General features: G+C 43.1%; 24 protein-coding genes. 7 read left to right on the plus strand and 17 right to left on the minus strand.

Annotation, left to right across the window (positions count from 1 at the left end; genetic code table 11):
* Window positions 1-94: 94 nt before the first annotated feature.
* From RA086_RS12070 to RA086_RS12090, 6 genes are all read left to right on the plus strand, one after another.
* Window positions 95-277, plus strand: a complete 183-nt coding sequence (locus tag RA086_RS12070) for a hypothetical protein (RefSeq protein ID WP_308703452.1) — start codon at window positions 95-97, stop codon at window positions 275-277.
* Window positions 270-626, plus strand: coding sequence for an IS66 family insertion sequence element accessory protein TnpB (gene tnpB / locus RA086_RS12075; RefSeq protein WP_308704033.1), 357 nt, complete (start codon window positions 270-272; stop codon window positions 624-626). The genes RA086_RS12070 and tnpB overlap by 8 nt, the downstream gene beginning before the upstream one ends.
* Before the next feature lie 80 nt (window positions 627-706).
* On the plus strand, window positions 707-949 hold the full coding sequence (locus RA086_RS12080; protein ID WP_308704034.1) for a transposase: 243 nt from the start codon (window positions 707-709) through the stop codon (window positions 947-949).
* A complete protein-coding gene (locus tag RA086_RS12085; RefSeq protein ID WP_308704035.1) occupies window positions 864-1,382 on the plus strand; it encodes an IS66 family transposase in 519 nt (172 codons plus the stop codon). Before RA086_RS12080 ends, RA086_RS12085 begins: the two co-directional genes overlap by 86 nt.
* The gene (locus tag RA086_RS15970; RefSeq protein ID WP_407659069.1) at window positions 1,363-1,602 is read left to right on the plus strand and encodes a LytTR family transcriptional regulator DNA-binding domain-containing protein; all 240 of its coding nucleotides are present in this window, start codon (window positions 1,363-1,365) and stop codon (window positions 1,600-1,602) included. The genes RA086_RS12085 and RA086_RS15970 overlap by 20 nt, the downstream gene beginning before the upstream one ends.
* A gap of 380 nt (window positions 1,603-1,982) precedes the next feature.
* Window positions 1,983-2,132 carry a transposase gene (locus tag RA086_RS12090; RefSeq protein ID WP_308704036.1) on the plus strand — a complete coding sequence of 50 codons (150 nt, stop codon included), beginning with the start codon at window positions 1,983-1,985 and terminating at the stop codon, window positions 2,130-2,132.
* A gap of 632 nt (window positions 2,133-2,764) precedes the next feature.
* Here the strand turns inward: RA086_RS12090 and RA086_RS12095 are convergent.
* The 15 genes from RA086_RS12095 to RA086_RS12165 all read right to left on the minus strand — a co-directional run bounded on the left by RA086_RS12095 (window position 2,765) and on the right by RA086_RS12165 (window position 16,996).
* Complete coding sequence (locus tag RA086_RS12095; RefSeq protein ID WP_308704037.1) at window positions 2,765-3,160, minus strand: iron-sulfur cluster biosynthesis family protein; 396 nt, start codon at window positions 3,158-3,160, stop codon at window positions 2,765-2,767.
* 21 nt (window positions 3,161-3,181) lie between these two features.
* Window positions 3,182-4,312 (minus strand): GGDEF domain-containing protein, encoded by a 1,131-nt coding sequence (locus tag RA086_RS12100; protein ID WP_308704038.1) that lies wholly within the window; start codon window positions 4,310-4,312, stop codon window positions 3,182-3,184.
* A gap of 293 nt (window positions 4,313-4,605) precedes the next feature.
* On the minus strand, window positions 4,606-5,025 hold the full coding sequence (locus RA086_RS12105; protein WP_308704039.1) for a DUF3284 domain-containing protein: 420 nt from the start codon (window positions 5,023-5,025) through the stop codon (window positions 4,606-4,608).
* Window positions 5,015-5,203 (minus strand): hypothetical protein, encoded by a 189-nt coding sequence (locus RA086_RS12110; protein ID WP_308704040.1) that lies wholly within the window; start codon window positions 5,201-5,203, stop codon window positions 5,015-5,017. Before RA086_RS12110 ends, RA086_RS12105 begins: the two co-directional genes overlap by 11 nt.
* Before the next feature lie 7 nt (window positions 5,204-5,210).
* On the minus strand, window positions 5,211-6,575 hold the full coding sequence (locus RA086_RS12115) for a PTS sugar transporter subunit IIC (RefSeq protein WP_308704041.1): 1,365 nt from the start codon (window positions 6,573-6,575) through the stop codon (window positions 5,211-5,213).
* Between the two features lie 66 nt (window positions 6,576-6,641).
* A complete protein-coding gene (locus RA086_RS12120) occupies window positions 6,642-7,352 on the minus strand; it encodes a GntR family transcriptional regulator (protein WP_308704042.1) in 711 nt (236 codons plus the stop codon).
* 983 nt (window positions 7,353-8,335) lie between these two features.
* A complete protein-coding gene (locus RA086_RS12125; RefSeq protein WP_308704043.1) occupies window positions 8,336-9,469 on the minus strand; it encodes a GGDEF domain-containing protein in 1,134 nt (377 codons plus the stop codon).
* Window positions 9,470-9,652: 183 nt separating this feature from the next.
* Window positions 9,653-10,645, minus strand: a complete 993-nt coding sequence (locus tag RA086_RS12130; RefSeq protein WP_308704044.1) for a sugar kinase — start codon at window positions 10,643-10,645, stop codon at window positions 9,653-9,655.
* Between the two features lie 9 nt (window positions 10,646-10,654).
* Entirely contained in the window at window positions 10,655-11,389 is a 735-nt protein-coding gene (gene dagF, locus RA086_RS12135; protein WP_308704045.1) for a 2-dehydro-3-deoxy-phosphogluconate aldolase, read from the minus strand.
* Complete coding sequence (locus RA086_RS12140; protein WP_308704046.1) at window positions 11,389-12,477, minus strand: DgaE family pyridoxal phosphate-dependent ammonia lyase; 1,089 nt, start codon at window positions 12,475-12,477, stop codon at window positions 11,389-11,391. Before RA086_RS12140 ends, dagF begins: the two co-directional genes overlap by 1 nt.
* Window positions 12,478-13,596, minus strand: a complete 1,119-nt coding sequence (locus RA086_RS12145; RefSeq protein ID WP_308704047.1) for an amidohydrolase/deacetylase family metallohydrolase — start codon at window positions 13,594-13,596, stop codon at window positions 12,478-12,480.
* Window positions 13,596-14,690 (minus strand): DUF871 domain-containing protein, encoded by a 1,095-nt coding sequence (locus RA086_RS12150; protein ID WP_308704048.1) that lies wholly within the window; start codon window positions 14,688-14,690, stop codon window positions 13,596-13,598. Before RA086_RS12150 ends, RA086_RS12145 begins: the two co-directional genes overlap by 1 nt.
* A complete protein-coding gene (locus tag RA086_RS12155) occupies window positions 14,687-14,953 on the minus strand; it encodes a hypothetical protein (RefSeq protein WP_308704049.1) in 267 nt (88 codons plus the stop codon). The genes RA086_RS12150 and RA086_RS12155 overlap by 4 nt, the downstream gene beginning before the upstream one ends.
* Before the next feature lie 3 nt (window positions 14,954-14,956).
* On the minus strand, window positions 14,957-16,234 hold the full coding sequence (locus RA086_RS12160) for a PTS sugar transporter subunit IIC (RefSeq protein WP_308704050.1): 1,278 nt from the start codon (window positions 16,232-16,234) through the stop codon (window positions 14,957-14,959).
* Window positions 16,235-16,306: 72 nt separating this feature from the next.
* Entirely contained in the window at window positions 16,307-16,996 is a 690-nt protein-coding gene (locus tag RA086_RS12165) for a GntR family transcriptional regulator (RefSeq protein WP_308704051.1), read from the minus strand.
* A gap of 589 nt (window positions 16,997-17,585) precedes the next feature.
* Between RA086_RS12165 and RA086_RS12170 the strand changes: the two genes are divergently transcribed.
* Entirely contained in the window at window positions 17,586-21,143 is a 3,558-nt protein-coding gene (locus RA086_RS12170) for a MucBP domain-containing protein (RefSeq protein WP_308704052.1), read from the plus strand.
* 94 nt (window positions 21,144-21,237) lie between these two features.
* Here RA086_RS12170 and RA086_RS12175 read toward each other — a convergent pair whose 3' ends face one another.
* The gene (locus tag RA086_RS12175) at window positions 21,238-22,842 is read right to left on the minus strand and encodes a cation:proton antiporter (RefSeq protein ID WP_308704053.1); all 1,605 of its coding nucleotides are present in this window, start codon (window positions 22,840-22,842) and stop codon (window positions 21,238-21,240) included.
* A 124-nt stretch (window positions 22,843-22,966) separates the two neighbouring features.
* Window positions 22,967-23,539 carry a TetR/AcrR family transcriptional regulator gene (locus tag RA086_RS12180; RefSeq protein WP_308704054.1) on the minus strand — a complete coding sequence of 191 codons (573 nt, stop codon included), beginning with the start codon at window positions 23,537-23,539 and terminating at the stop codon, window positions 22,967-22,969.
* Window positions 23,540-23,569: the final 30 nt, after the last annotated feature.

Consider the following 23,569-nt stretch of genomic DNA (forward strand, 5'->3'; position numbering starts at 1 on the left):
AATCGTTTATCTGTAAGCAGTAAATAAGATGACGTATTTTAAGTCCTCCATTTTCTTGATATCCTTAGGTTATCAAAGTTATGGAGGCCTTTTTATGTCAGAAAGAATCATTCCAGTTGCGCTGAGCGATACACCAACAATGTCTTCTACGAAGCCATCTTCAACTAGGCAAGTTATTTGTCAGTTACATTGTAAAGATTGTACCGTAGAGATTTACAACGGCATTCAATCACGGGTGCTCGACACATTGTTGAAAGCCATTTTAAATTATGGATAGTGTCCTAGATTTTAAGCACTTGTCTCAAGTTTTCATTGTTTGTGGCAGAACCGATTTACGTAAAGGCATCGACGGCTTGGCAGCGGTCGTTCAAGAGGAATATGATTTAAATCCTTTTGCGCCGGCATTATTCTTGTTTTGTGGTGTTCGACGTGATCGCTTCAAAGCGTTGTACTGGGAAGGCGACGGTTTTCTATTACTGTACAAGCGTTTTGAGAACGGACACCTACAATGGCCTCGAAGCCGTGAAGATATTATGGAATTGACCACTAAACAATTGCGGTGGCTTTTATCGGGAATGTCAATTGAGTCGACCGTTCGGCCGGCGAAAATTGGTAATTTATATTAATAACACCAAGAGGCTAAAAACACCTAGTCATCTTGGTGTTATTCGTGTACAATTCACTTTATTGGAAGAAGGTGAAAGCGTTGCCAAATACATTAACATTAGAAGAAGCATGGGATATTATCCAGGAACAAAGAAAACAAATGCGACTAATGGAAGAACAAATCAAGTTATTAACTCAAAAACGTTTTGGAAAGTCCTCAGAAAAGAGCGATGATCCAGGACAATTATCAATTTTCGATGACTGTATTAAAAATAACGAGGTTAAAGATAGTCGTGTTTTTGAACAGCCAGAGACAACTGGAAGAACTAGACCTCCCAGATGACGAAAAATTTTGTGCGCATTGTCATGCTCAAATGCAATATGTAGGCCATCGTTTCGTCCGTGAACAAGTCTGCTTTATTCCTGCCAAACTGTTTAGAAAGCAGATTTTTCAGTATACATACCGTTGTCCAAGCTGCATTCGGCACTCCGACGAACCAAATCAATACTACAAAAGCAGTCCAGCACCCACACCGGTCATTGCACATAGTTTGGCATTCTCTTCACTTATAGCAGAAATCGTTCACAATAAGTATGAACTCAGTGTCCCCGGATATCGGCAAGTTAAGGATTGGCAACGGTTGGGTCTTAGCCTTTCAGCACCTACAATTGCCAATTGGCTAATTAAAGCTGCGGAATGGCTTCAACCACTCAATGAGTTATGCCGGAATGAATTAATGAAACAAACACATATCCATGTGGATTCAATTGAGTAGTGTAAATGTTTTTGATCGACTTTTTTGGCAAGTTGATATTGTCACAAAACAATGTACAAATTTTGTAAAAAGCGATAAGAATATTTTGGTTAATCTTGACAAGATTCAATCTCTGGATTTGCATACAAGTAGCATCATCTTCAAAGACGGTAATGAATGTCATGTTTCAAAGTTATACCTTGGAAAATTCCGAAATAATATTCACGTTTCAACACCATAATACAAATAACCTTAAGCAAAGCAAACAAGCTAGCTTCAGTGGGTTACCTAACCTACCTCTGTTGGCTTGTTATTGAGAGGAGACATTTTTATGAGTAAATCATCAAAGACGATATTGGGAATTATTTATATTGTGTGCACCATAATTCCGCCTATTATCTTAATTTTCCAACGAGAACTGATAGTAGTCGGCGGAATTGCATTGCTATTTTTTGCATATCTTGGCTGGTTTATCTTTTTGAAGCAACATACTGAATTATAGAAACACTATACTGTAAACGGGTACGACAGCATTAATTAGCAATATCAGTCCTGAGAACTTGATATTTTCTTTTTGTGAATATATTGGGAAATACAAAAAACAACCTCAGAAATTAAGCCATGCATGGGTTCACGACACTACGCTTCAAACTATTGCATATTCCGGCTAGGATTGTGTCGCATGCGCGTCAAACGTGGATTCAATTGAGTAGTGCAAATGTTTTTGATCGACTTTTTTGGCAAGTTTTACATCGAATACAACATCGATAGTCTCACTTTTTTTCAAAATCTGTTCAACCAAGGGGTCAATCTAAGCAATTTAGGCAACACAGCGTTTCAAGCAATCAAACACCATTCAAATATACTGGTTGTAAATCAAAAATCACGATCTAATTGTGGCTGGAATTTGATCGTGATTGCTTTTTCTTGAAGCTTCGTGAATAGATTGGGCTAAAGGTTGAAAGTTAAAAATTGCCGGTCTGCACCACTACGTCAACAATCCGGTAATGAAAACTAGTCGACTACTGCCGCTTCCGGTTGTTGCCGATAACATGCGGACGAGGGACCGGTTCAGGCCATAGCAACGTCTTGAACCTCGCCCGGAAACTTTGCCAAAGCCGCAAATCTCCCGGACCGTCCGTGGTGTAAGGCCGGCAAAAGAACGCCGGTCAAACACTACCTGCACGTCCGATGCTATCAACAACAACCTCCAGCTAAGTCAGTAGTTATTTATGCTTAGCGGATTGCTAAATTTAGGTGAGTCTACTTTAGGCTTATGGGTTACCGATACTACAACATTTGTGATGCTTTTGAGTCTTTCAACCTTTAGTTGTTTATTTTATAACTGATGAAGTAGTCACCGACACAAAAAATCAACCATGATTGGTTGATTTTAGTCGTTATTAACAAGACTTACCATCCGCAGCCACACCTTGTTCGAACGCTGCCAGAACGGCTTTTCCATCTGCAATTTGTACACCCTGATCTAAGATATGGGCATCATCTTTGATTGAAATTCGACCCTGACCATAATCCAATGTGATTCCAGCCGTCAGAAACATCAAGTCGTAAGCTGAAGTCCACAATTGTATACCAGCCGTATTCGTTAACTGCACTGGGTAATCCGCGTCCGGCTGATCTAGCACAATGATCGTGAACTTAGTCCCAATCGTACAAGCACCACCATGTAAAGAATACTTGCCACCACCATCATCCGTCAGTAACACTAAATTTTTATTGGTGAGTTGTTTCCGCTGTAGTAAGTCCACAAAGGCCTCACTTAACTTAATTGTCGTCATCACAATTACCCCCTCACGACCTTAATCGATCGTCATCTGCATGCGTCCGTGTTGTTTGGAATAATATAAATTTTGATCAACCCGCTGATAAAAATCAATCGGGGTCTGGTCATCCACAATCATCGCACAAAGTCCGACTGAAATCGACAATTCAATCTGGTTAGTCTCAACGGTTACTTGCAAATGATTGACCGCGTCAAAAATCTGTCGGACCATGGGCTCAGCGGTCTCCGTATCATAACCTGGGAGCACCACATTAAATTCCTCGCCACCAGTTCGGTAGAGCCGTACGCGCGTATCGTTAGCCGTAATCACTGTCTGGGCCGTTTCCGTAACGGCTTGTAAGACGCGGTCTCCCGCGGCATGCCCATAGGTATCATTGATATGTTTGAAATGATCGATATCAAACATCATCATCGATAACGGCAACTTATGCTGCCGACTTTCATTAAAAAGATACTGAATGCTCCCACTATAAGCCGCATAATTTTCAGTTCCGGTCAGTGCGTCATGACTGGCAAATTGGGCCAGCTGTTGTTTAAATTCACTTTCACGCGTCAAGAGGTTGACATAAACATAGAGCAACACTTCAAAAATGACCAAATACAGCCACTCTTGTCCAAAGGTGATCCAACTAAAATCAAACTTCAGCTTCATCCAAAACCACAATAGGCCGCCAAATGGGACGGCGATTATCATATAAATCAGTGGCGCGATTCGATGCTGCTGATAATGCTCACGAAAAAGATTTAGTGACCAGAAAAACAGCATCAAAGTCACCGCATGGCACCACGACTCCCAATCAGTCAACGAGCCATTGAACAACATATAGACCAACACGATGGGCACAAAAAAATAGTACGGGACATGAATATCCAAAAAGTAAGCACAGAAAATAATCCCGATAATTTGAAAGTTCATAAACTGCCACGAGTAGTTTGTGCCAACGACGAAGGTTTGAATCCCGAACACAAAGACTAGCATGTAAATAACGCCGTACCAGCGATGGATCTGTTCATCCGCAAAGGGCACATGCCAATCATGTGCCAAGACGGTAATCCAATTAATTGAGAGCCAATAAAGTGCCAACACGCCCAGAACAAAGAAAACACTGGTAACAAATGGTGGGACTTGCCAATTAATCCATGTCATAATTAACCTTCTTTATTGTACTAGTGACAAAACGACTGTCCGATGGGTCTCTTCACTGCTATTATTTTAAATAATCGTTCCGGCTGCAACGTGGTCACCACGTTTGCGACGCACAATCAATCTGATTAATTGGTCCAAATAAACGACCGGAACATTCCTATCATAAGCTAATTGTTTCGTAAATAAAAGCTTAAATTGCTATGTAGACCAAAGACGTCGAACTAACGACGTCTCGGTAGTAGCCTGAAGGAATTGCCGTAACCAATTTGTGATTACGACGATTCCTCATCGGCTTATTGATAATAACTGGCAGCCATTTGACTCATCATTTTCTTAAAGCGGCGTTTTCGGAACCAACCGAGCAGCGTCACACCGATTCGATTGTTTGCAGCGGTTCGCTTGTCTTTTCCCAAGAAAGTCTCCGCGTAAGTCAAACCAGCGCCATCATCGCCATTGCGCGTAAACTGGTAGTCAACCATATAATGATCATGGGGTGTCTCCAACTCGTAAGCGTATCGCACACCTGGTTCGGCATGGGTCACCTTTAGTGAGCCTGTCAAACCGTTTTTCCATTTCTTTTCATATTGCACCCCTTGCAAACTTTGCTTGGGAGCTGGCCGACCAGTTTGCTGCTGAATGTCCGCCTGAGCCGAGTCAATCAGTTGTTGATAAAGATAGTCCACTGGGGCTTTCAACGTCATTTTAATTTGCATTAGTTTGACTCCTTTCAAGTTTGACCACACGACGATAAAGACCGAATAATACGGCACTGACCGCTAACCCTAGTCCGAGCGTTACCCACTGACCAGTCGACCCAGCCATGGGACTCAAAACTACTGTTAACAAGCCAAGATTCATCCCGATGAGTAAACACTGCTTTAAGGTTTTCATAAGTTAATTAATCTCCAATTTGTTCAGGTTTAATTTTATTAGCAGCCTTAACGAATGGCACGTAGATAGCAAAGGCAATCAAGCCATTGACCACTTGTAAGACAACTGAACGCCAGTCCATCGTAGCAACTAAAGCATTCATAATTGGTGGCATCGACCAAACAATATTGTTAGTGATTGGTGCAACCCAACCGGCAGTAATCGCTGCATAAGCAGTGGATACGGTTACAACTGGTGCCAAGATAAATGGAATAAAGTAAATTGGGTCTAAGACAATTGGTAAACCAAACATGACTGGTTCGTTAATGTTGAAGAAACCAGGACCAATGGCTAATTTAGCAACAGAACGTTGGTCATCACGCTTACTAAAGATCAAAATAGCAATCAATAGTAGCAAGGTCGAGCCGGCCCCACCGATCCAAGCGTATAAATCGAAACAGTTCCGTGTCCAGAGGTATGGTACGGCTTTGTGTGCTTGGAAGGCGTTAACGTTGGCCAATTGTGCGGTCAACCAAATCCCATCTAAGACTGGTGCTAAGACGTTTGAACCGTGAATCCCAAAGAACCAGAAAACTTGAACCAATAAGGTCATCAATAAAACGGCCCCATAACCTTGACTCATGTTCAACAGTGGTTCTTGAATAACTTTGGCGATCCATTCGATAACGGTCGTTTGACCAAAATTACTGAATAACCAGTTGATAATTGCCACAACATAGAATGCAGCCGCCGCTGGAATGATCCCAGTAAAGGCATTGGCAACAGCCGGTGGCACCGTGTCAGGCATTTTAATCGTAATGTGCTTCTTCATCAAATAGATGTAGCAGGCACTCGCAATGGCCCCTAAAATCATGACAGTAAAGAAACCATACGAACCAAAGTACGTATTGAAGTTAAAGTAACCCCAAGCAGTCACCTTTTTACCAGCAACCGCCATACCTGAATCCGTTAAGATCTTAGTGGCACCAGCACTTAGAGACTTCGTCAAGGTACCAGTAAAGTTTTGTGGCAAACTCATGATGAATGTTCCGAGTGTCACGATCCCACCGGTAATTGGTTCAACTTTGTATTGAACTGCTAATTGGTAGCCAAAGGTGAACGAGAAGATCAACCCTAAAATGGCTAACGTCCCGGTCCAAACCATCGCGTTGATTCCAATGAGCCATTGCATGGAGTTGACAAACCCCAGCCAACCAAACTTAGTTGGAATGTCTCGAACTAAAGCGTTTAAAACAGTGGCGATTGATCCAGCCATCATGGCCGGCATAATTGCAATAAAAGCGTCACGTAATGCGACTAACCAACGGACTCCGCTGATTTTCGCTGCGACTGGGACTAAATGTTTATTTAGCCACCCAATAAATGAATTCATTTGACTCACTCCTAATGTTTTTTCACGTTGGACGGCTCAGATTCCCCCTCTGATCCGCTTCCCGTACTAATTTTCGAGATCAATATTCTCAGTATGATAGTAGAGTTCCAAATCTTCATAAACGAAAAATGTTTTTGAAAAGTTGAATACGTCGCCATTAGCCAAGTAGTTGATCCCGTCTAAACACATCGTTTTATCGCCTTCTGGCAGACCTACGAGCTGTGCGCGTTCTGCAGTCAATCTGACTTGATGCACATAGTTTTCCGTGGTACTCCCGGTGATGCCATATGCTTCACGTAAAAAGGCAAAAATCGACTGTTGGACACTTTCTTCCGATAAAAACGGCACGATGGCTCTAGGAAAATACGATTCTTCCAGATCATACAAGCATTCTTTGAGATACCGGAGTCGAACGACTCGATAGAGCTCATCACCGATCTCAATGTTGCCTTGCTTAGCAAGTTTTGCGTCTGCCTTGAGCTTATCAAACGTGACGATCTTAGATACCAATGGTCCCCCTTCGACCATGGCCGCGCGGTCAAAACCAATTGATAAGTTCAAAACAGTGGCTGAGTCGTCCGGTTGCTTAATAATAAAGTTCCCACTCCCTTGGACTCGGCGGAGTAAACCGTGCCGAAAGACGACATCGATAGCTTTTCGAATCGTATTCCGGCTCGCATTAAACCGCGCCATTAAAACTTTTTCTGTCGGTAATTTAGTCTCGTATTCATCGGCTATTATCGATTTAATAATATCTTGCGCAATTGCTCGATACATGGAAATTCCTCCTTTCACATGTAATTGGTAGGCCCCTATAAAATTTGTGCCCACAAGTAGGATAACATAATGCGGCTGAAAGCGCTTTAAAATTCAAAATTTTATACCAAAGAATTTTAAAATTGGTCAATACCAATTGTGACGGTGCTTTCACTGGGTCGACCGGTGCTTATTTTTATAAATATTTTTATTAAGCACGTTGATGATTGTACTGTCCGTGTGAGTTTATAGCCGGAAATAGCCCATTAGTTGTCGAATTGTCCGTCTCCGTGGACCAGCTCGTTTGCTGTGAGGCAGACCTGCAGCCTAAAAGCGGTCTGCAGGGCGCTTTCAAGCCGCAACCCACGTCTTAAAAGTCGGCCAGACACTAACCTGGGTAAACTCGCCCAGCTAAGTGTCTCGACACGGCAAACGAACTGGTCCACTCCGACGTTAAATAACGATTGTAATTTAGGCAATAGTAAAGTCAGGCCTGAATTAATATTAGGCTCACTATTTAGCACAGGGCGGGCTGGAGGATGGTCAGTGGTGAAATTTTTCAGAGTGTGAGGGCCAACGGGTTGCTCCTGAGCATTGCCTAGCCATCACAATTACTCGGCGGTTTTCAGAGTTGTTGTGATGGCGTAGCAAGCGGAGGGCGCAGTTGGACCGAACACGTTTCAGTTGCTGGTGACCTTTCCAGCTTAGAGAAAGCCCGGCTTGTGAGACCGCCCTTTGGCTCACAAACGTGGCCACCACGTTCCAGCATCAGTCCAGACCAACCGGAGCGGCAAGTTAATCAGATACTTATAAATATGATAGCTACGGATTAGTTAGCCATGCTACTTCGGTCTGAATTTGACACTGGAACGTGCTAGTCAATGGAGACAACCACATGAATCGTCGCACACAGACAAAAAGGGATTACTCCGATAAAACAAAGTAATCCCATCATGAAATATCGTTTCGTACTGACTTGGCTCACAAAGCAAAATTCAACTAGCCTAGACACTCGTAATTTGCATCCGCCCGTTCCGTTTAGAATGATATAAATTGCGATCCACACGATTGTAAAAATCAATTGGTGAACCATCATTTGGCGACAATGCCGAAACACCGACGGAAATTGAGATTTCGAGAGGCCCATGTTCTGTTGGAACCGACAAGTGGTTAATCGCGCTAAATATTTGTTGCACCATAACCTGTGCTTGTGCTAACTCATAATTTGGAAAGATGACATTAAATTCCTCGCCACCCGTGCGATAAAGTTTTACTTGCGGGTCATTGGCCGTCAACACTACTTGGACAACACTTGTAGCTTGTTGCAAAACACGGTCACCAATCATATGACCATAAGTATCGTTGACCCGTTTAAAATGATCAATATCGAACATCATCATGGTTAAAGCGGTCTGGTTTTGCCGACTAGCTGAAAATTGATCCTGAATGGCGGCCGTATACGCCGCAAAATTCTCCGTTCGCGTGAGCGCATCATGACTTGCAAATTGGGCCAAACGCAACTTCAGCTGGCTATCGTGCGACAGCATCGTCACGTAGATATATAGCAAAACAACAAAAATTGCTAAATATAGCCATTCTTCGCCGAGCGTTTGCCAACTAAAGTTGAACTTAAATTTCATCCATAACCACAAAAGGCCACCAAAACTTACACATACCGCTAAATAACTCAATGGCGCCCACGGATAAGTCGTCACTTTAACACGAATCTGATTTAAGACCCAGAAAAATAGCATTAAAGTCAACGCATGTCCCCAGGATTGCCAATAACCGAGCGATTGATCAAAAACCATGTAAACAAATAAAATTGGGATAAACGCATAGTACGGCACATGACTATTCAAGAAATACGCGCAAAAGATAATCGCAATCAATTGGAAATTCATAAATTGCCAAGCTTCACAGCCACCAACGACTAAAGATTGAATGCAAAAAACGAAGACGACCATGTAAGTGACACCATACCACGTACTAAGTTGATCGTCCGTTACGTTAAAACGTCGCTGATGATGTACCCATGAAACTAGCCAATTATAGGTCACCCAATATAAAGTGAGCATGCCTAAAACAAAGAAAACGCTAGTAATAAAGGGTGGAACTTGCCAATGGGTCCATGTCATGGTCTAACGGCCTTCCTTGCTAATAATTAAAGTAATTCCTCTATTAGTTAAAATCTATTGACCTAAAAAGTCAACCACTGACTAGGCTAATGTCGGCTAGTCTGGAAGATAGTTAAGGCTACACAAAAAGACCAGTCACTGACAAGTTCCCGCCAATCACTGGTCTTTTGATTCTATTAAAGCCTACCGAATCAACTCGTTTTGTCCATTTGAAGCCAAGTAATCAAAAACATCTTGTTGTGTAAAAAGTGGCGTGTCATTCAGCGTCGCTTGTGTTAGCACAGAATTAGCAACCGCAAAATCTAAGGTCTTATCAATCGGCCACTTTTCAATCAAGCCAGTGATCACGCCGCTCGCAAAAGCATCACCACTGCCAATCCGATCTAAAATACGAATTTCACGAGGATGAGACTGAAAAAGCTTCCCCGCATGCATCATAAAGCCTTGAAAATATTTCCGTTGATTATCGTTGGTTCGACGCGTTCCTGCAAAAGTCGTTACGTGGTAATCCGCGGTGAATTGGGCATAACATTCTTCATCTGACCTATCAGGATAATCTAGCAGCTCAACCAAGTCACGTTTACTCCCAAAAACCACATCCGCATACGGTAAAATCTGTTCATATCGTTGCTTCATGGCACGATGAGAATTGCCAGTATTTAGGCTCATCCGAAAGTTAAAATCAAAACACACTTGAATCCCTTTCGCATGTGCTAACTTAGCCAAGGTATACACGGCATTGCGCGTCTGATCAGTCAAACTCAAGGCAATCCCACAAATATGCACGTAGTTTACCCCTTCGAGTGCGGTTTCAAAATCATACGTCGTCGCGTCGGCGGCACAAAAAGAACTGGCTAACCGATCCTGATAAGTCACGCGTTCCGGTCGGGAACCATGCCCTAATTCCACGAAAAAGCTGCCTAAATGGCCGCCAGAATAACCAACGAATTGGTCGGAGATTCCAAGTCGTCTCAAATCTGCCGCGACCCGTCTACCCAACGGATTGGCCGGTAACTTGGTCATCAACACGGTTTGATACCCAAAATGCGCTAAGCTGCCTAATAAATTAACGCCCGTACCCACCGTCGATAATTGCACGAGGTCACTTTGTTCCAACAGCAGGTGATCAGGCACGGTAAAACGTAGTAAGACTTCCCCAAATGCTAATATTTTCATCCGCAACCCCTAAAATTGTTGCAACATCGTATACAACTTAGCCACATCTTCTGGACGAGTCTCACCACTCGCTTGATCAATAATCGAACTATAAACGTGCGGAATAATCCGCTTTACTCCGGCATTTTTAGCAATTGCGACAATTTCTTCAAAATTTTCTAAATCAATGCCGCCCGTTGGTTCAAGGTCAAAGTCATTTTCGGCACAGGCTTGAGCGACTGCCTTGAACTCTTCAATATGCGCTAAACCCTTCATCGGAAAGAATTTGATTGATGAACCACCCATGTCTTTGAGTAAAGCAATCGCCGTCACGATTGGCACTTCGGTCGGGAGTGCTTGGCTGCTGAGTGGCCCAGTCGCAATATTCACCACACCTACTTTACCCGTTGGTGAAACTAATCCGTTGATGATCGTTTCATTTTGCCCCAACAATGCCCGGCTAGCGCCAACGCCTGTAAAGACTTGATTCACATGTTGTGGCTGAACGGCTTTCGCCACCCGAACGACCATGGCGCTTTGATTCGGATCACCAGCACCTAACCCAACGGAGACCGCATTATTAATCACTGCCTTATATTTCAACATATCTTCAATAGCGGCCGCATCAGTCGGGTAATTCTTCGTCAAAACACCCAGCACAACATGGCCTTCAGCCGCGTCATAACACGCTTTAGCATTCTCAATTGAATTCGCTAAGACATTCAAACATAGCCCATTGGCTAAATAGTTCGGTTTTAAATCCATTAGTAAGCCTCCATAATTTCTCGTAATCGCGTGACAATTTGAGCCATTTCGGCCTGATTAACCGCTCGAATATCAAACTCGATCACACCTTCATTGACACGATATTCACGGGCATAAATTGCGATTGATCCCTGTCGTAATTGGTCACAAACCTCAATCGCATGCGCTGTTTTAACACTAGCCCGATAAATTTCGCGACCAGCCCCATCTTGTACAATGCTGACCGCCAAGCCTGGAATCGTCTGTAATTCAGCAACAAATGGCTTTAAACGGGCAATCATGGCCGCCCCTGTCTCTGGTCCTTCAGCCAGATATTGTTCAATCGCCGCTGTCAAACCAATAATATTTTCCTTGCCGATCTTCATTGCGCGGCCGATTCCTTTGCTTTGTAGGCGTGCCCATTGAATCAGCTTCGCTTGACCAAATACGACACCGGAAGCCGGACCTTCAATGGCCTTAGCGCCACTATAGATCACCGCGTCCGCGCCCATTTTTAGATATTTCGTCAGGTCTGATTCCGCGGCCGCATCTAAAACCAGTGGCAACTGATGCTCATGGGCCACGGCAATGGCAGCGGGGATTGACAACATGCTCTTCTGGACAGTGTGATGACTTTTGATATACAAAATTGCCGCGGTTTGTGGCGTAATTTGCATTGCCAAATGTGCGGCGGTGCAACTGTTGGCATATCCGGCCGGCACCATTTTAGCCCCGGCAAGTCCAAGCATCACGTCTACTGGGGCACCGTAATCGACATCGTGTCCCATTGGTAGAATAACTTCGCGTTTCGTAATGCGATTAGTGTACGGGTGATAAACGTGGTACCCACTGCCTTGTCCGATAATCCCGGCCAAGACTTGCACGATTCCGGCTGAAGCCGAATTGACGATTAGTGCATCTTCCGCACCGACTAGCTTAGCCACGTAATGCCCGGTCTGTACAACTAAGTCGGCGATTTCAAAAAAATTCTGGCCTCCTATTTTTTGTGCCGCAACCACTTGATCAGAAACCTTCGAAACACCTAAAATGGTCATTTTGCCATCGGCGTTAATCACGTGTTTCAATTGGTATTTTTCATACAAATCCATTTAGAGTTCCCCAATCATGTAAACTTTTCCACCAACGATACTGTACTCCGGTTTCACTAACCTATCAGTTATCCGGGTGTTACCATCCGAATCCGTTAATTTTTTCGATCCATGTTTGATTTCAAAAATGGTAATATCCGCATCATAGCCAGGAGCCAGTTGACCTTTCGTCGTTAATTTAAAATTCTGAGCGGGCCGACTAGTGACCATTGGAATGATTTCAGACAGTGGATAGCCCAGCAACAACATTTTTTCAATACAGGTTGCTAGATTATAAACCGGACCATTTTCGCGATTGCGATGATAACTATCCGTGCTCAAGGTTTGCGGATACAGCCCCTGTGCAGTCGCCACTGCCGCAGTATGGAAATTAAAACTATCGGTGCCATGACCCACATCAAAAATAATCCCTTGCTCGTAACCACTTTGGACAAACGGCTTAATCCGATCATCCGTCGTCAAAATTCCATTTGCCTTCCCATTAAAGCAGTGCGTCATAATGTCGCCCGGTTTTAATTGCGCCATAATCGCTTGTAATTCAGGTGGATTCGTCCCCACATGGACCATCAAAGGTAAATGATGCATCAACTGTGCCTGAAATTGTTTCGCCAGAATTAGCGGCTGCAGGCCATTTCCAACAACCACTGATCGACTCATCCGGGCTTTCATCCCCACGATAAAATCTGGATATTCATTTACCGCATTCTGAAACGTCTCAAAATTGACCCGACTCAGATCACCTAACTCGTCTTGCGCCAAAATTCCGGTCCTAGAAATGTTCAATAGCGCATAAACGTTGGTTCGTTTAGCACGGGTGCGCGCATAAAAGTCACTAATATTATCAGCACCACACGATCCCGCGTCAATGACTGTCGTGACACCAGTCATATAACCGACTTGATCTGGATCATCGTAGTAAAGTGTCAACTTTTCATAACAGTGTGTATGATCATCGATCCAACCGGCTGAGACAATCGACTGACCTGCCAAATCAATCGTACGGTCGGCGGTCGTCCCTGCTAATTTTTGACCAACTTGCTCGATTTTGCCATTAGTCATCAAAATTTCAATCGGCTGTGATTGCACATCGAGGCCATTCTTCAAATATAGGTCCGCCATTAGTGAATCGCCACAAATTTAAACTTGGCCCATGGCGTCAGGTAGTCTAGCAAGAAGCGTTCTGTTGCTGGGACCGTTGCCACTTTATTTTTCCGGTCATCATGATGTGGTGCCAAGACAACTTGCAATTCATTTTTATACTTGCCAAAACCATCATTACCGATGACGACATCTCCACGCTCAAAATCGTGTGAGCAATTATTTTGGGGATTAGCGGCTTGCTGATATTTTTTCCGGACATCCGTGGAACGCACCACTAAATCCGTAATATCCCCGCGCCGAACATGTTGATTAGCCAACAAAATAGTTCGTTCAACGGGATGAATCTGCTCACAAAGGGTCACGTCCAAAACGACTTGGTAACGATTTAGCCGTCCTAATTGGGCCAACTCTTCATCCGAAGCATAGGCGTTCCCGATAATGACACAATCGATCAGATCCGTTGCGAACAAATGCTTGGCTTGCAGGTCAATCGGTAAATCCCGATGCATCTCTAATGTTGGCAAACCGTCATTCACATTCCACGGTCCAATCTTGCCCACTTGTGACGTCACAAAGGCCGCCGTCTCAATGCCATAGGCTTTAAAACGTTCCGAACAATCATTGAAGAAATCCAGTGGTAGACCCGTTCCACGTTGCGGATAAAAATTGTGACAGCCAAAAATAAAAGGTTGATTAGCCCCATATGACAGAATGTTGTCCAAATAGGCCACGTCATTACTCATGTTGAGCTCAATATTTAATTGCTGAGGATTGTAAGAAATCAGGGCTTCTTGCCGACCATCGAATCCCTCATCCAATCGAATTCCATCTGCACCTAATTCAGCAAAAAAGCTTAAATCTTGATAGGAGATGCCCAATTGATCAAAAATGTTGGGAGCCACATCCAAGGTTGTTGTAAAACCGAGTCCTTTGGCATAGCGGATCAGATCTTGATATTTTGCCATCACGGCGGCCTTGCCGTCACTCACTTCCAACATGCTCATGAAGATTCGTGAGAAACCATTTTTGGCGGCTGTTGCTAAGTAGGCTTTATCTGTCGCCAAATCACTATGATCTGGATAAACCGAAACGCCTAATGTTCGTTTAGTCATTCTTTTTTACCCCTTTCCATCGCTGAGAAAATCACTAAATACTTATTAGAAATCACGGTTGCCAAATAAATCGTTGCTAGAATCACGAGGGGGATTGCTGCTTTGACAACCATTCCCAACACAGCTAGACCAATCAAACTCAAAAGTGATCGTAAAATCAGTTGCCCGGCACGAATATCTTTAAGAAACTTAGGCACCCATTTTTTCTGAGCCGCGTATTCACAAACCAGAAAAAAGACTGCTAAGCCTAGCATATAAGCCATTTCCTACTCCTTTGCAAGTTGTTGCTTCTCGAAAACTTTGAAAAATGGATAGTAAATCGCCAGGTCAATCAAGAAGTTTACACAGCTCAATATCATCGCTGGGATACTCCAATTGGTACTCATAAATGCGCCCAAAGGTCCAGGCATCGTGAACGGTAACCGCGCCATCATCATCGGCACCACCCCGGTCACCGTCATAATATAAGATAAGGTCCCCGTGACTAATGGTCCAACAATGAAAGGAATCCCTAGAATTGGATTCATCACAATTGGTGCCCCGAAAATAACAGGTTCATTAATATTAAACAGACCTGGTAAAATGGCTAATTTTCCTAAATCCTTTAAATAGGCCGATTTAGAAAACATAAATAAGACGACTAACGCTAACGTCCCACCGGCACCACCCAGCCAAATAAACCATTGTAGAAATTGTTCGGTAAAAATGGTTGAGAGATGATGTGCATTCGTGCCACCCGCAAATTCACTCATATTTTGCGCAATCGACATTTCCCAGAAAGGCCGAACGACAGGACCAACGATTGCGGCCCCATGAATCCCCAAAGTCCAAAACCCCGTAATGAGAAAAATCGTCAGCAGACCACCGAACAAACTGTTCCCGACTAAGACCCCTTTTAGCGGCATCAACAAGGTGCCCAAAACAGCCGAAATATCAAAATCAAAAATGTAACGCACAATCCAGAAAAACAATAGAATGATGGCCGCTGGAATTAACGCGACAAATGAGTTCGAAACTTCTGGTGGCACACCCGCGGGCATTTTGATCGTAATATTTCGATTCTTTAAGAACCGGTACATTTCAACGCTTAATAAGCCTGCGACAATTGAAGCAAATAACGATGAAGCACTTAAATTTGCGATGTTGATGTAGCGACCAGCATCAATAACGTTTTTAGCATCCTCCGTCACATGAATCGGTGCAGCTGTCGAAACCAAGAATGCCAACACGGCCAGCATCCCATTCGTTAATTTGTCGAGTTTATAGCTCTCAGCAAGTGAAGAAGCAATTCCAAACGTGGCATACAAGGCTAAAATACCTACCGTATATCGAAACGGAATATCCAAGATTTCCTTATACGGCAACAACGCATTCGCGACTGATTCAATCGGAATGTTGTTAATCAACGTGAAAAATGACCCGACAATTGTTAATGGCAAGGTCGAAATAATTCCCCTACGAATCGCTGTCATGTGGCGTTGAGTCCCAATCTTATTGGCTACTGGCAGCACTTTCGCATTGAGTAAATTGACAAAATTATCCATCGAGGCACCTCCTTAAATTCGAAGACATCATAACATTATAATGTTTTAGTGTAAACGTTTTACACATAATGGTTAGACTTCATAGTCAATTTCATAAGGAAATTTATTCGTATCATAAACCGCAATCGAAAATTCAATTAGGTTGCCAGCACGATCAAATCCTTGTCGTTGCCGCTTCATTGCCAACCCATTCGCACTCTGCAGCACCTTTTGATCCGCGGCATCCAAACGAACCGCTTTAAAGGTATCTTTAAAGTGGTTAATCTCCTGACCGCTGTCCTTTAAAATCTTATACAGTGACCGATGACGGAGTTCTTTGAGTTCACTTTGAATCGCAATATTAGGCAAATAATGTTCAAAAATAATAAATGGTTGGCCATTCAGCGTATAAAGTCGCTTAATGTACAATACTTTTTGATCAGAAGCCTCAAACGGCGTTGCAGTGGGTGAAACCAGCTTGATTTTCAAAATCGTTTTAGTTAGCGTGCCATGTTCATTTACGATTGACGCATATGACTTAGCTTTGGATAATTTATTAAAGAGATTATTACTGATAACTTTAGTACCAATCCCACTCTTCTTTTGCAGGTAGCCTTCAGCAACGAGTAATTCAACCGCTTTACGAATCGTAATCTTGCTGACACCATACATCTTTTCCAGCTGATTTTCAGTCGGAATCAGTGCCCCAACTTCATAATTACCAGCTAAGATATTCTTTTTAATATCTGTCGCAGTAGTTTGATATAATGCCCCATTGATCATGCTGATTCCCCCTTGTCCGAATATTATTTTAATCATATTATATTATGCCATTAATAACCAAAAATGGAAATAATCATCACTAGTCGATGCTAGTTGGTTAACTACCCTTTTGATGAGACTTGTAAATGTGACTAGTCAGAATTGAAATTCATAATAAATTTCAATTTTGGCTATTTTTAAGTCAATTTCAAATCACTTCTATTTTGACTAACTTTTTCAATCAGTCAATAGATCCTAAACCTGATTACTAGCAATTATCGCAACCAGTTAACCTACCCATATAATCACAATTCAAATCAAATGATATTAACATAACGGAAGTTCAATCAACAATTTCAATCTTAAAATACTGATATAACGGTAATTATCTAGCCAATTTGGCTTTTCTTTTTGCAAATAGATGAACCCGTTAACTAACTGTGATAGCATAATGGATAAGATACTTAATTATCAATCATGTGTCTATTTAGTTAAACATTTATTTTTAGGTTGTAATTGTTTATTTTATTAAAAATTATTCATTGTTTAAAGTTCACAAGGTCATCTACATGACCTTAGCAATTAATAATTAATCAACGGGGGGATACACATGTCTAATCAAAAGGAACATTTCCGGATGTATAAAAAAGGTAAAAAATGGCTCTTCGCCGGTGTTGTGACGTCAGTCATGGCTTTAGGGGCCTGGCAAGATCAAGTCGCACAAGCCGACACCAATGCTTCAGGCTCTACAGCTGAATCACAATCAGCAACAACCACAACGACCACCACTGAAAAGCAAGTCACCTTGCGTCATGAAGCTACAGTCACTAATCAACAACCAGCAACTGAATCCACGACGAAAACGCCAACTACTGCACCAGTGGTCAAGCCTGAATCTAGCGTTAAACCTACCGATACCACAGAAACTAACCCAAAACCAACGACGGATACGTCAATAAAAACGACCAACGCCTCGGAGACTAAACCAGCTGAAGTGACGTCAACTACCGATGACCAGCACCACGCAACTTCTGATCAATCGGCAACAACAAAAGTGCCTGAAACGACGGCCACTAAAGCAACCGAGAACACCAAACCTGACACGATCGAGACTAAACCAACAACCGTTGCAGAAACCAAAACCGATGTCACCGCATCAAGTCAGCTGCAAGCAAGTACGCCCAAGTTAGCGGTTCAATCACGGATTACCACTCGTGCAGACGAAAACATCAATGACTGGATGCCGAATAAAACGGTTCAGCAGATGGTTTTAGATCGGTTAAATTCCGACAATCATGGGAAAACTTGGACCAGTGCCGCCGAAATTACCAAGCAAGATATGTTGTTACTCACAGAACTGAGTATTCAATCCTACTCAACTTATATTGATGGCAAAAGTTCCTTTTCGTTAGCAGGTTTAGAATATGCCACTAATCTGACTAACTTGGATTTATTGAATAGCTTAAATACGCCTAATCCACATTTTCGGGGCGACATCACCGATATCAAGCCACTAGCAGCATTAACTAACTTAACCACGCTACAATTGTCTGGCCAACGTGTATCGGATATCACCCCAATCGCCGGTCTAAAAAAACTGGTTGATTTGAATCTTGGTCACGACATGATTGCTGACTTTTCAACTTTAGATGCTGCGCAATACACGAAATACTTCTACATTGCTGGTCAGGCCGTTTACGGTTCAGTTGTTCGTGTCCCACAAACTGGCAAATACACACTAGTCAACCCAATCAAGCTACCTAAAGGGGTTGCCTTGACACTACAACCTTCCGCCGGCCGCGTAGTCGTTGATATTCCAGGTGATTTGCCGACCGCTTCCGGTTGGTTCTTTTACAATGGCGCCACTAACACAATGAACGGCAACAATATCGATTATCAAGTGACCCAAAATCAGATCATGCCCGGGCCAACTACTAGTCCTTATCCCAATGTTGCCGTAAATCAAAATCCTTATACGTACTATTTAATTTCAATTTTTTATGATAGCGACAATATTGAAACCATCGACATTTTCACGCCGTATATCATTGCGGCGGATGCCGCTGCGGTGACGGTAAAATACGTCGATGCCAACAATCAACCACTAGCCGATGAAACCACGCTTTCTGGACTTATTGGTGACACGTATCAAGCGACGGCCAAAACGATTCCTGGTTATCGCTTAAAAGCTGAACCGACTAACGCCACTGGGACTTTTTCAGATACTGCTCAAACCGTCACTTTTGTCTATGAGGAAGCTACTTCGACGGTCACGGTTCACTATCAAGATCAGAATGGTCAACCAATTAAAGCAGATACTCAGACCACCGGCCAAATTGGTTCAGATTATCAATTTGAGGCGCCAAAAATTCTGGGTTACAAGTATCAAACGACCAATGGCAACGCAACTGGGACTTATACTGAAGAACCTATCGAGATCACGTTTATTTACGATGAAGTTCATTCGACCATCACAGTCCATCATCACGACAGAAACGGAAACTTACTCAGAGAAGATACACAAACGACTGGCCGTGTTGGCACCGATTATAAGCTAGATGCACCGGACATTCTCGGTTATAAGTATAGTGACATTATTGGAAGTGCTACTGGGACTTTCACCGAGGAGCCATTTGAAGTTACGTTTATTTATGATGAAGTCAATTCAACGGTCACCGCTCACTATCAAGATAAAAACGGCAAACAACTTAAAGCTGATACCCAAATTTCGGGGCGTGTGGGTACCGATTATCAATTAGATGTACCAGAAATTCTCGGCTACAAGTATAACCACACTATTGGAAACGCTACTGGCACCTACACTGAGGAACCGCTAGAAGTCACGTTTATTTATGACGAAGTTAATTCGACGGTCACCGCTCACTATCAAGATCAAAACGGCAAACAGCTTAAAGCTGATACCCAAATTTCTGGGCAAGTTGGCAGTAGCTATGCGCTAGATGCGCCAGAAATTCTCGGCTACAAGTATAACCACACTATTGGAAACGCTGCTGGGACCTACACTGAGGAACCGTTAGAAGTCACGTTTATTTATGATGAAGTTAATTCGACGGTCACCGCTCACTATCAAGATAAAAACGGCAAACAACTTAAACCCGACACCCAAATTTCTGGGCGTGTGGGTACTGACTATCAATTAGATGCACCAGAAATTCTCGGCTACAAGTACAATAATACTGTTGGAAACGCTACTGGGACCTACACTGAGGAACCGTTAGAAGTCACGTTTATTTATGACGAAGTTAATTCGACGGTCACCGCTCACTATCAAGATCAAAACGGCAAACAACTTAAAGCTGATACCCAAATCACTGGGCAAGTTGGTACTGACTATCAATTAGATGCGCCAGAAATTCTCGGCTACAAGTATAACCACACTAATGGAAACGCTACTGGCACCTACACTGAGGAACCGCTAGAAGTCACGTTTATTTATGACGAAGTTAATTCAACGGTCACCGCTCACTATCAGGATCAAAACGGCAAACAACTTAAAGCTGATACCCAAATCACTGGGCAAGTTGGTAGCAACTATTCATTGACTGCGCCTGAAATTGCCGGTTACAGCTATCACTCAACAGTTGGCTCGGCGAGTGGTCAATTCGACACGTCGGATTCGGTCGTCACCTTTATTTACCGTCAGACCGTTACGCCACCAGTCACACCCGACATGACCGGGCGCGTCATCGTTAAACATATGACCGCGGATGGGGTTTCAATTGCCCCAAATGTTGTTCTCACTGGTAAGGTCGGGACACCCTATCAAACTTTTGCACTAAATAATTCGGCCTATCATTTGATAAAGGCACCAGCCAACGCGACCGGGATCTTTACCAAAGACGACTTGGAAATCAGCTATATTTACGAAGCAGTCACGACGAGTGATGACAAAATCATGCCTGAACAGCCTAGTGAACAACCAGAGCCAGAACCAACACGGCCAACGGTCACGATTCCTACTGATAACACGGTCAAAGCCACTACAGTTAGCACGAACAAGCTCAAACCACTAGTTCCTCTGGCGACCAAATCAACTGCCCAAACATTGCCGCAAACTAACGAACGCCGCGGCACGGCTATGCTTGGCTTGACACTATTAGGCAGTCTCGTTGCCCTAGCAACTGCCTTTCGTCGTCGTAAGAATTAATGACAACATGCTTAAATAATTAGTAAAAGCTTCCCAGTCAATTTTCCGACTGAGAAGCTTTTTATTACTAAATGTGTGGGCAAAAGCTATCAAATCACTTAGACACACCGTACTCTAAAACAACCATTTCGGCCGTTCCAATTTCTCGATACAAATTATTAAATAAATCTTCACTAATTTCATGAGTACCTTCATATTGCTTGAGCAAATATGCGCGTTCGGCTTGAAAAACATTACGGTAAATGACCATTAGTTCACGCATTTGTGCCGCCGTATAGTCGTCATGTTGTACCATCCGCCGCCATTCAGTCATAAATTGCTGCAACGTTGTATGACCATTTTGAGAACGCAAATCAAAAGTCACGGCGTCCTTAAATTCTTGTGAAATCGGCATGTCCCATAGCGTTTGAATGCCAACTTCAATCATCTGTTCTCGCACGGCCGCAATGCGAGTCGCCGCATCAACATCAACTTTAACTTTTGGCAATAACCAACGAAAAACGATGGTCGGCACAATTAAGCTTAAAATAATTAATAAACTTTCAGACATCAAAACTAAATTGAAATCGGCCGTTTTCACCTGAGTCTCGGCTACGGTAAATGCTAGTGCAAATGTGACGGCGCCATGAATCCCACCGAGCGCAAAGATCCAGGCCTCCCGATTAGGTACCCGCCGGACGAGTCGGACATAACCATAGCGCGCCACTAAATTAGCCAGATATAACACGATACCAATCGCAATCCAAATCAAAGACCCATCATAAGTCACGGTACGATCCAAAGTAGTGCGTAGTAAAACAATCCCTAAAACCAGAAAAACGATACTATTCAAAATATCACTCAACAAGCCCACTAACTGATAGATATCGCTGGCTAATTGCGGGTTAGCTAGCGCGCTCCGCTCCCCTTCCGCATTGTGTATCAAGCCAGCAAAAACGACCGCAATAATACCAGATACCCCAATGGCTTCCGCACCAAAATACAGTACAAAGGGTGTCAACAAATAGATTACCTTCAACGGGGTACCGTTATTATAAGTATTATTAATGAAATTCAATTTTGAACGTAGCATGACCTGACGCAGATAAACAATGCCAGCACTAATCACCCCACCAAAAATAATGCCACCACCAGCAGAATAGACAAAATTCCACAAAGTTTGCGAGTAATTAACGTACCCATTGACGTACCAAAGAATCGCCATATTGAGCAAAATAATTCCTGAAGCATCATTAAATAATGACTCCAGTTTAAGACTGGTCTGTTCCCGTATTGGTAAACGGCGGCCCATAGTAACCGACTCAGTCGCGGTGGCATCCGTTGGCGTGCTTATAGCAGCCAAAATAAACGCCAACGGTAAGCCCACACCAGTCAGCAGGGTTGTCCCTAAGCCTGCCACGATCGCACAAAGTATGACCATGCCAATCGTTAAGCTAATAATCTCTCGAACATGACGCCCAACTAAATTTAACCGCGTATTCTGGCCTTCGAAGTAAAGCAAGGGAGCCACAATCAGACCGATGAAGATCTCGGAATCAAATTTTGCAACTAAGCCATTTAAAAACGGGATTACCGCAATTACGGCACCAATTAACATACTGACATAATTCACCGACAATCGTGGTAACCACCGTCGATTGACGACAATACTAATCATCACTGCGGTCACTAACACCGCGGTTGAAATAAGAAATGCCATTTTGGCACACCTACTTTCTTAATTAAATTAACTAATATTGATTATTATGGCTTTAATCACACTTGTAAAATATAAACACTTTTCAACCAAGATTGGCTACCACGAACAATCAATCATGACCAACTTACTTTCCTTTCAGCAAAATTAATTGTGGCGCCAAACCATCATCGATCATGCCACGTATCAACGCAGCTAGTGTCGTGGTCGGCAAGTCCCGTTGTTGTTTGATCCAGCGCTCAATGACAGCAATGACCCCCGATAAGTAAAAATCCACCACATACATCAACTGTGTATCCGTAGTTGCCAATTGATAATTAGTGGTTAACCAGCTTGTAATCATCACCTTTAATCGCTTGGTAAATCGTGCCTGATCACTGTCAGTCAAAACAACCTCATAATAACTAGCCAAGGTCGCGTGCGCTTGACTGAACGCGGTCACAAATGTTTCGGCTAATGTCCCTTGATCAAAACTATTCGCCAAATTTTGCATAATTTGGGTCAAAACCAAATCTTCGATTGCCGTTAATAAGTCATACACATCATCAAAATATTGATAAAAGGTGCTGCGATTATAACCGGCTCGTTGGGTCAATTCACGGACCGTTATCTTGGTCACCGGTTCAGTTTGACTTAACTGGCAAAAAGCCTCAATAAAGTTCTGGCGAGTTGCCGCAGTGATGCTAGGATTCTTGATCATTTCAGACACTTCACTTTCCGACATCATCGC

The sequence above is a fragment of the Lactiplantibacillus brownii genome, assembly GCF_031085375.1.
GTDB classification, from domain to species: Bacteria; Bacillota; Bacilli; order Lactobacillales; family Lactobacillaceae; genus Lactiplantibacillus; species Lactiplantibacillus brownii.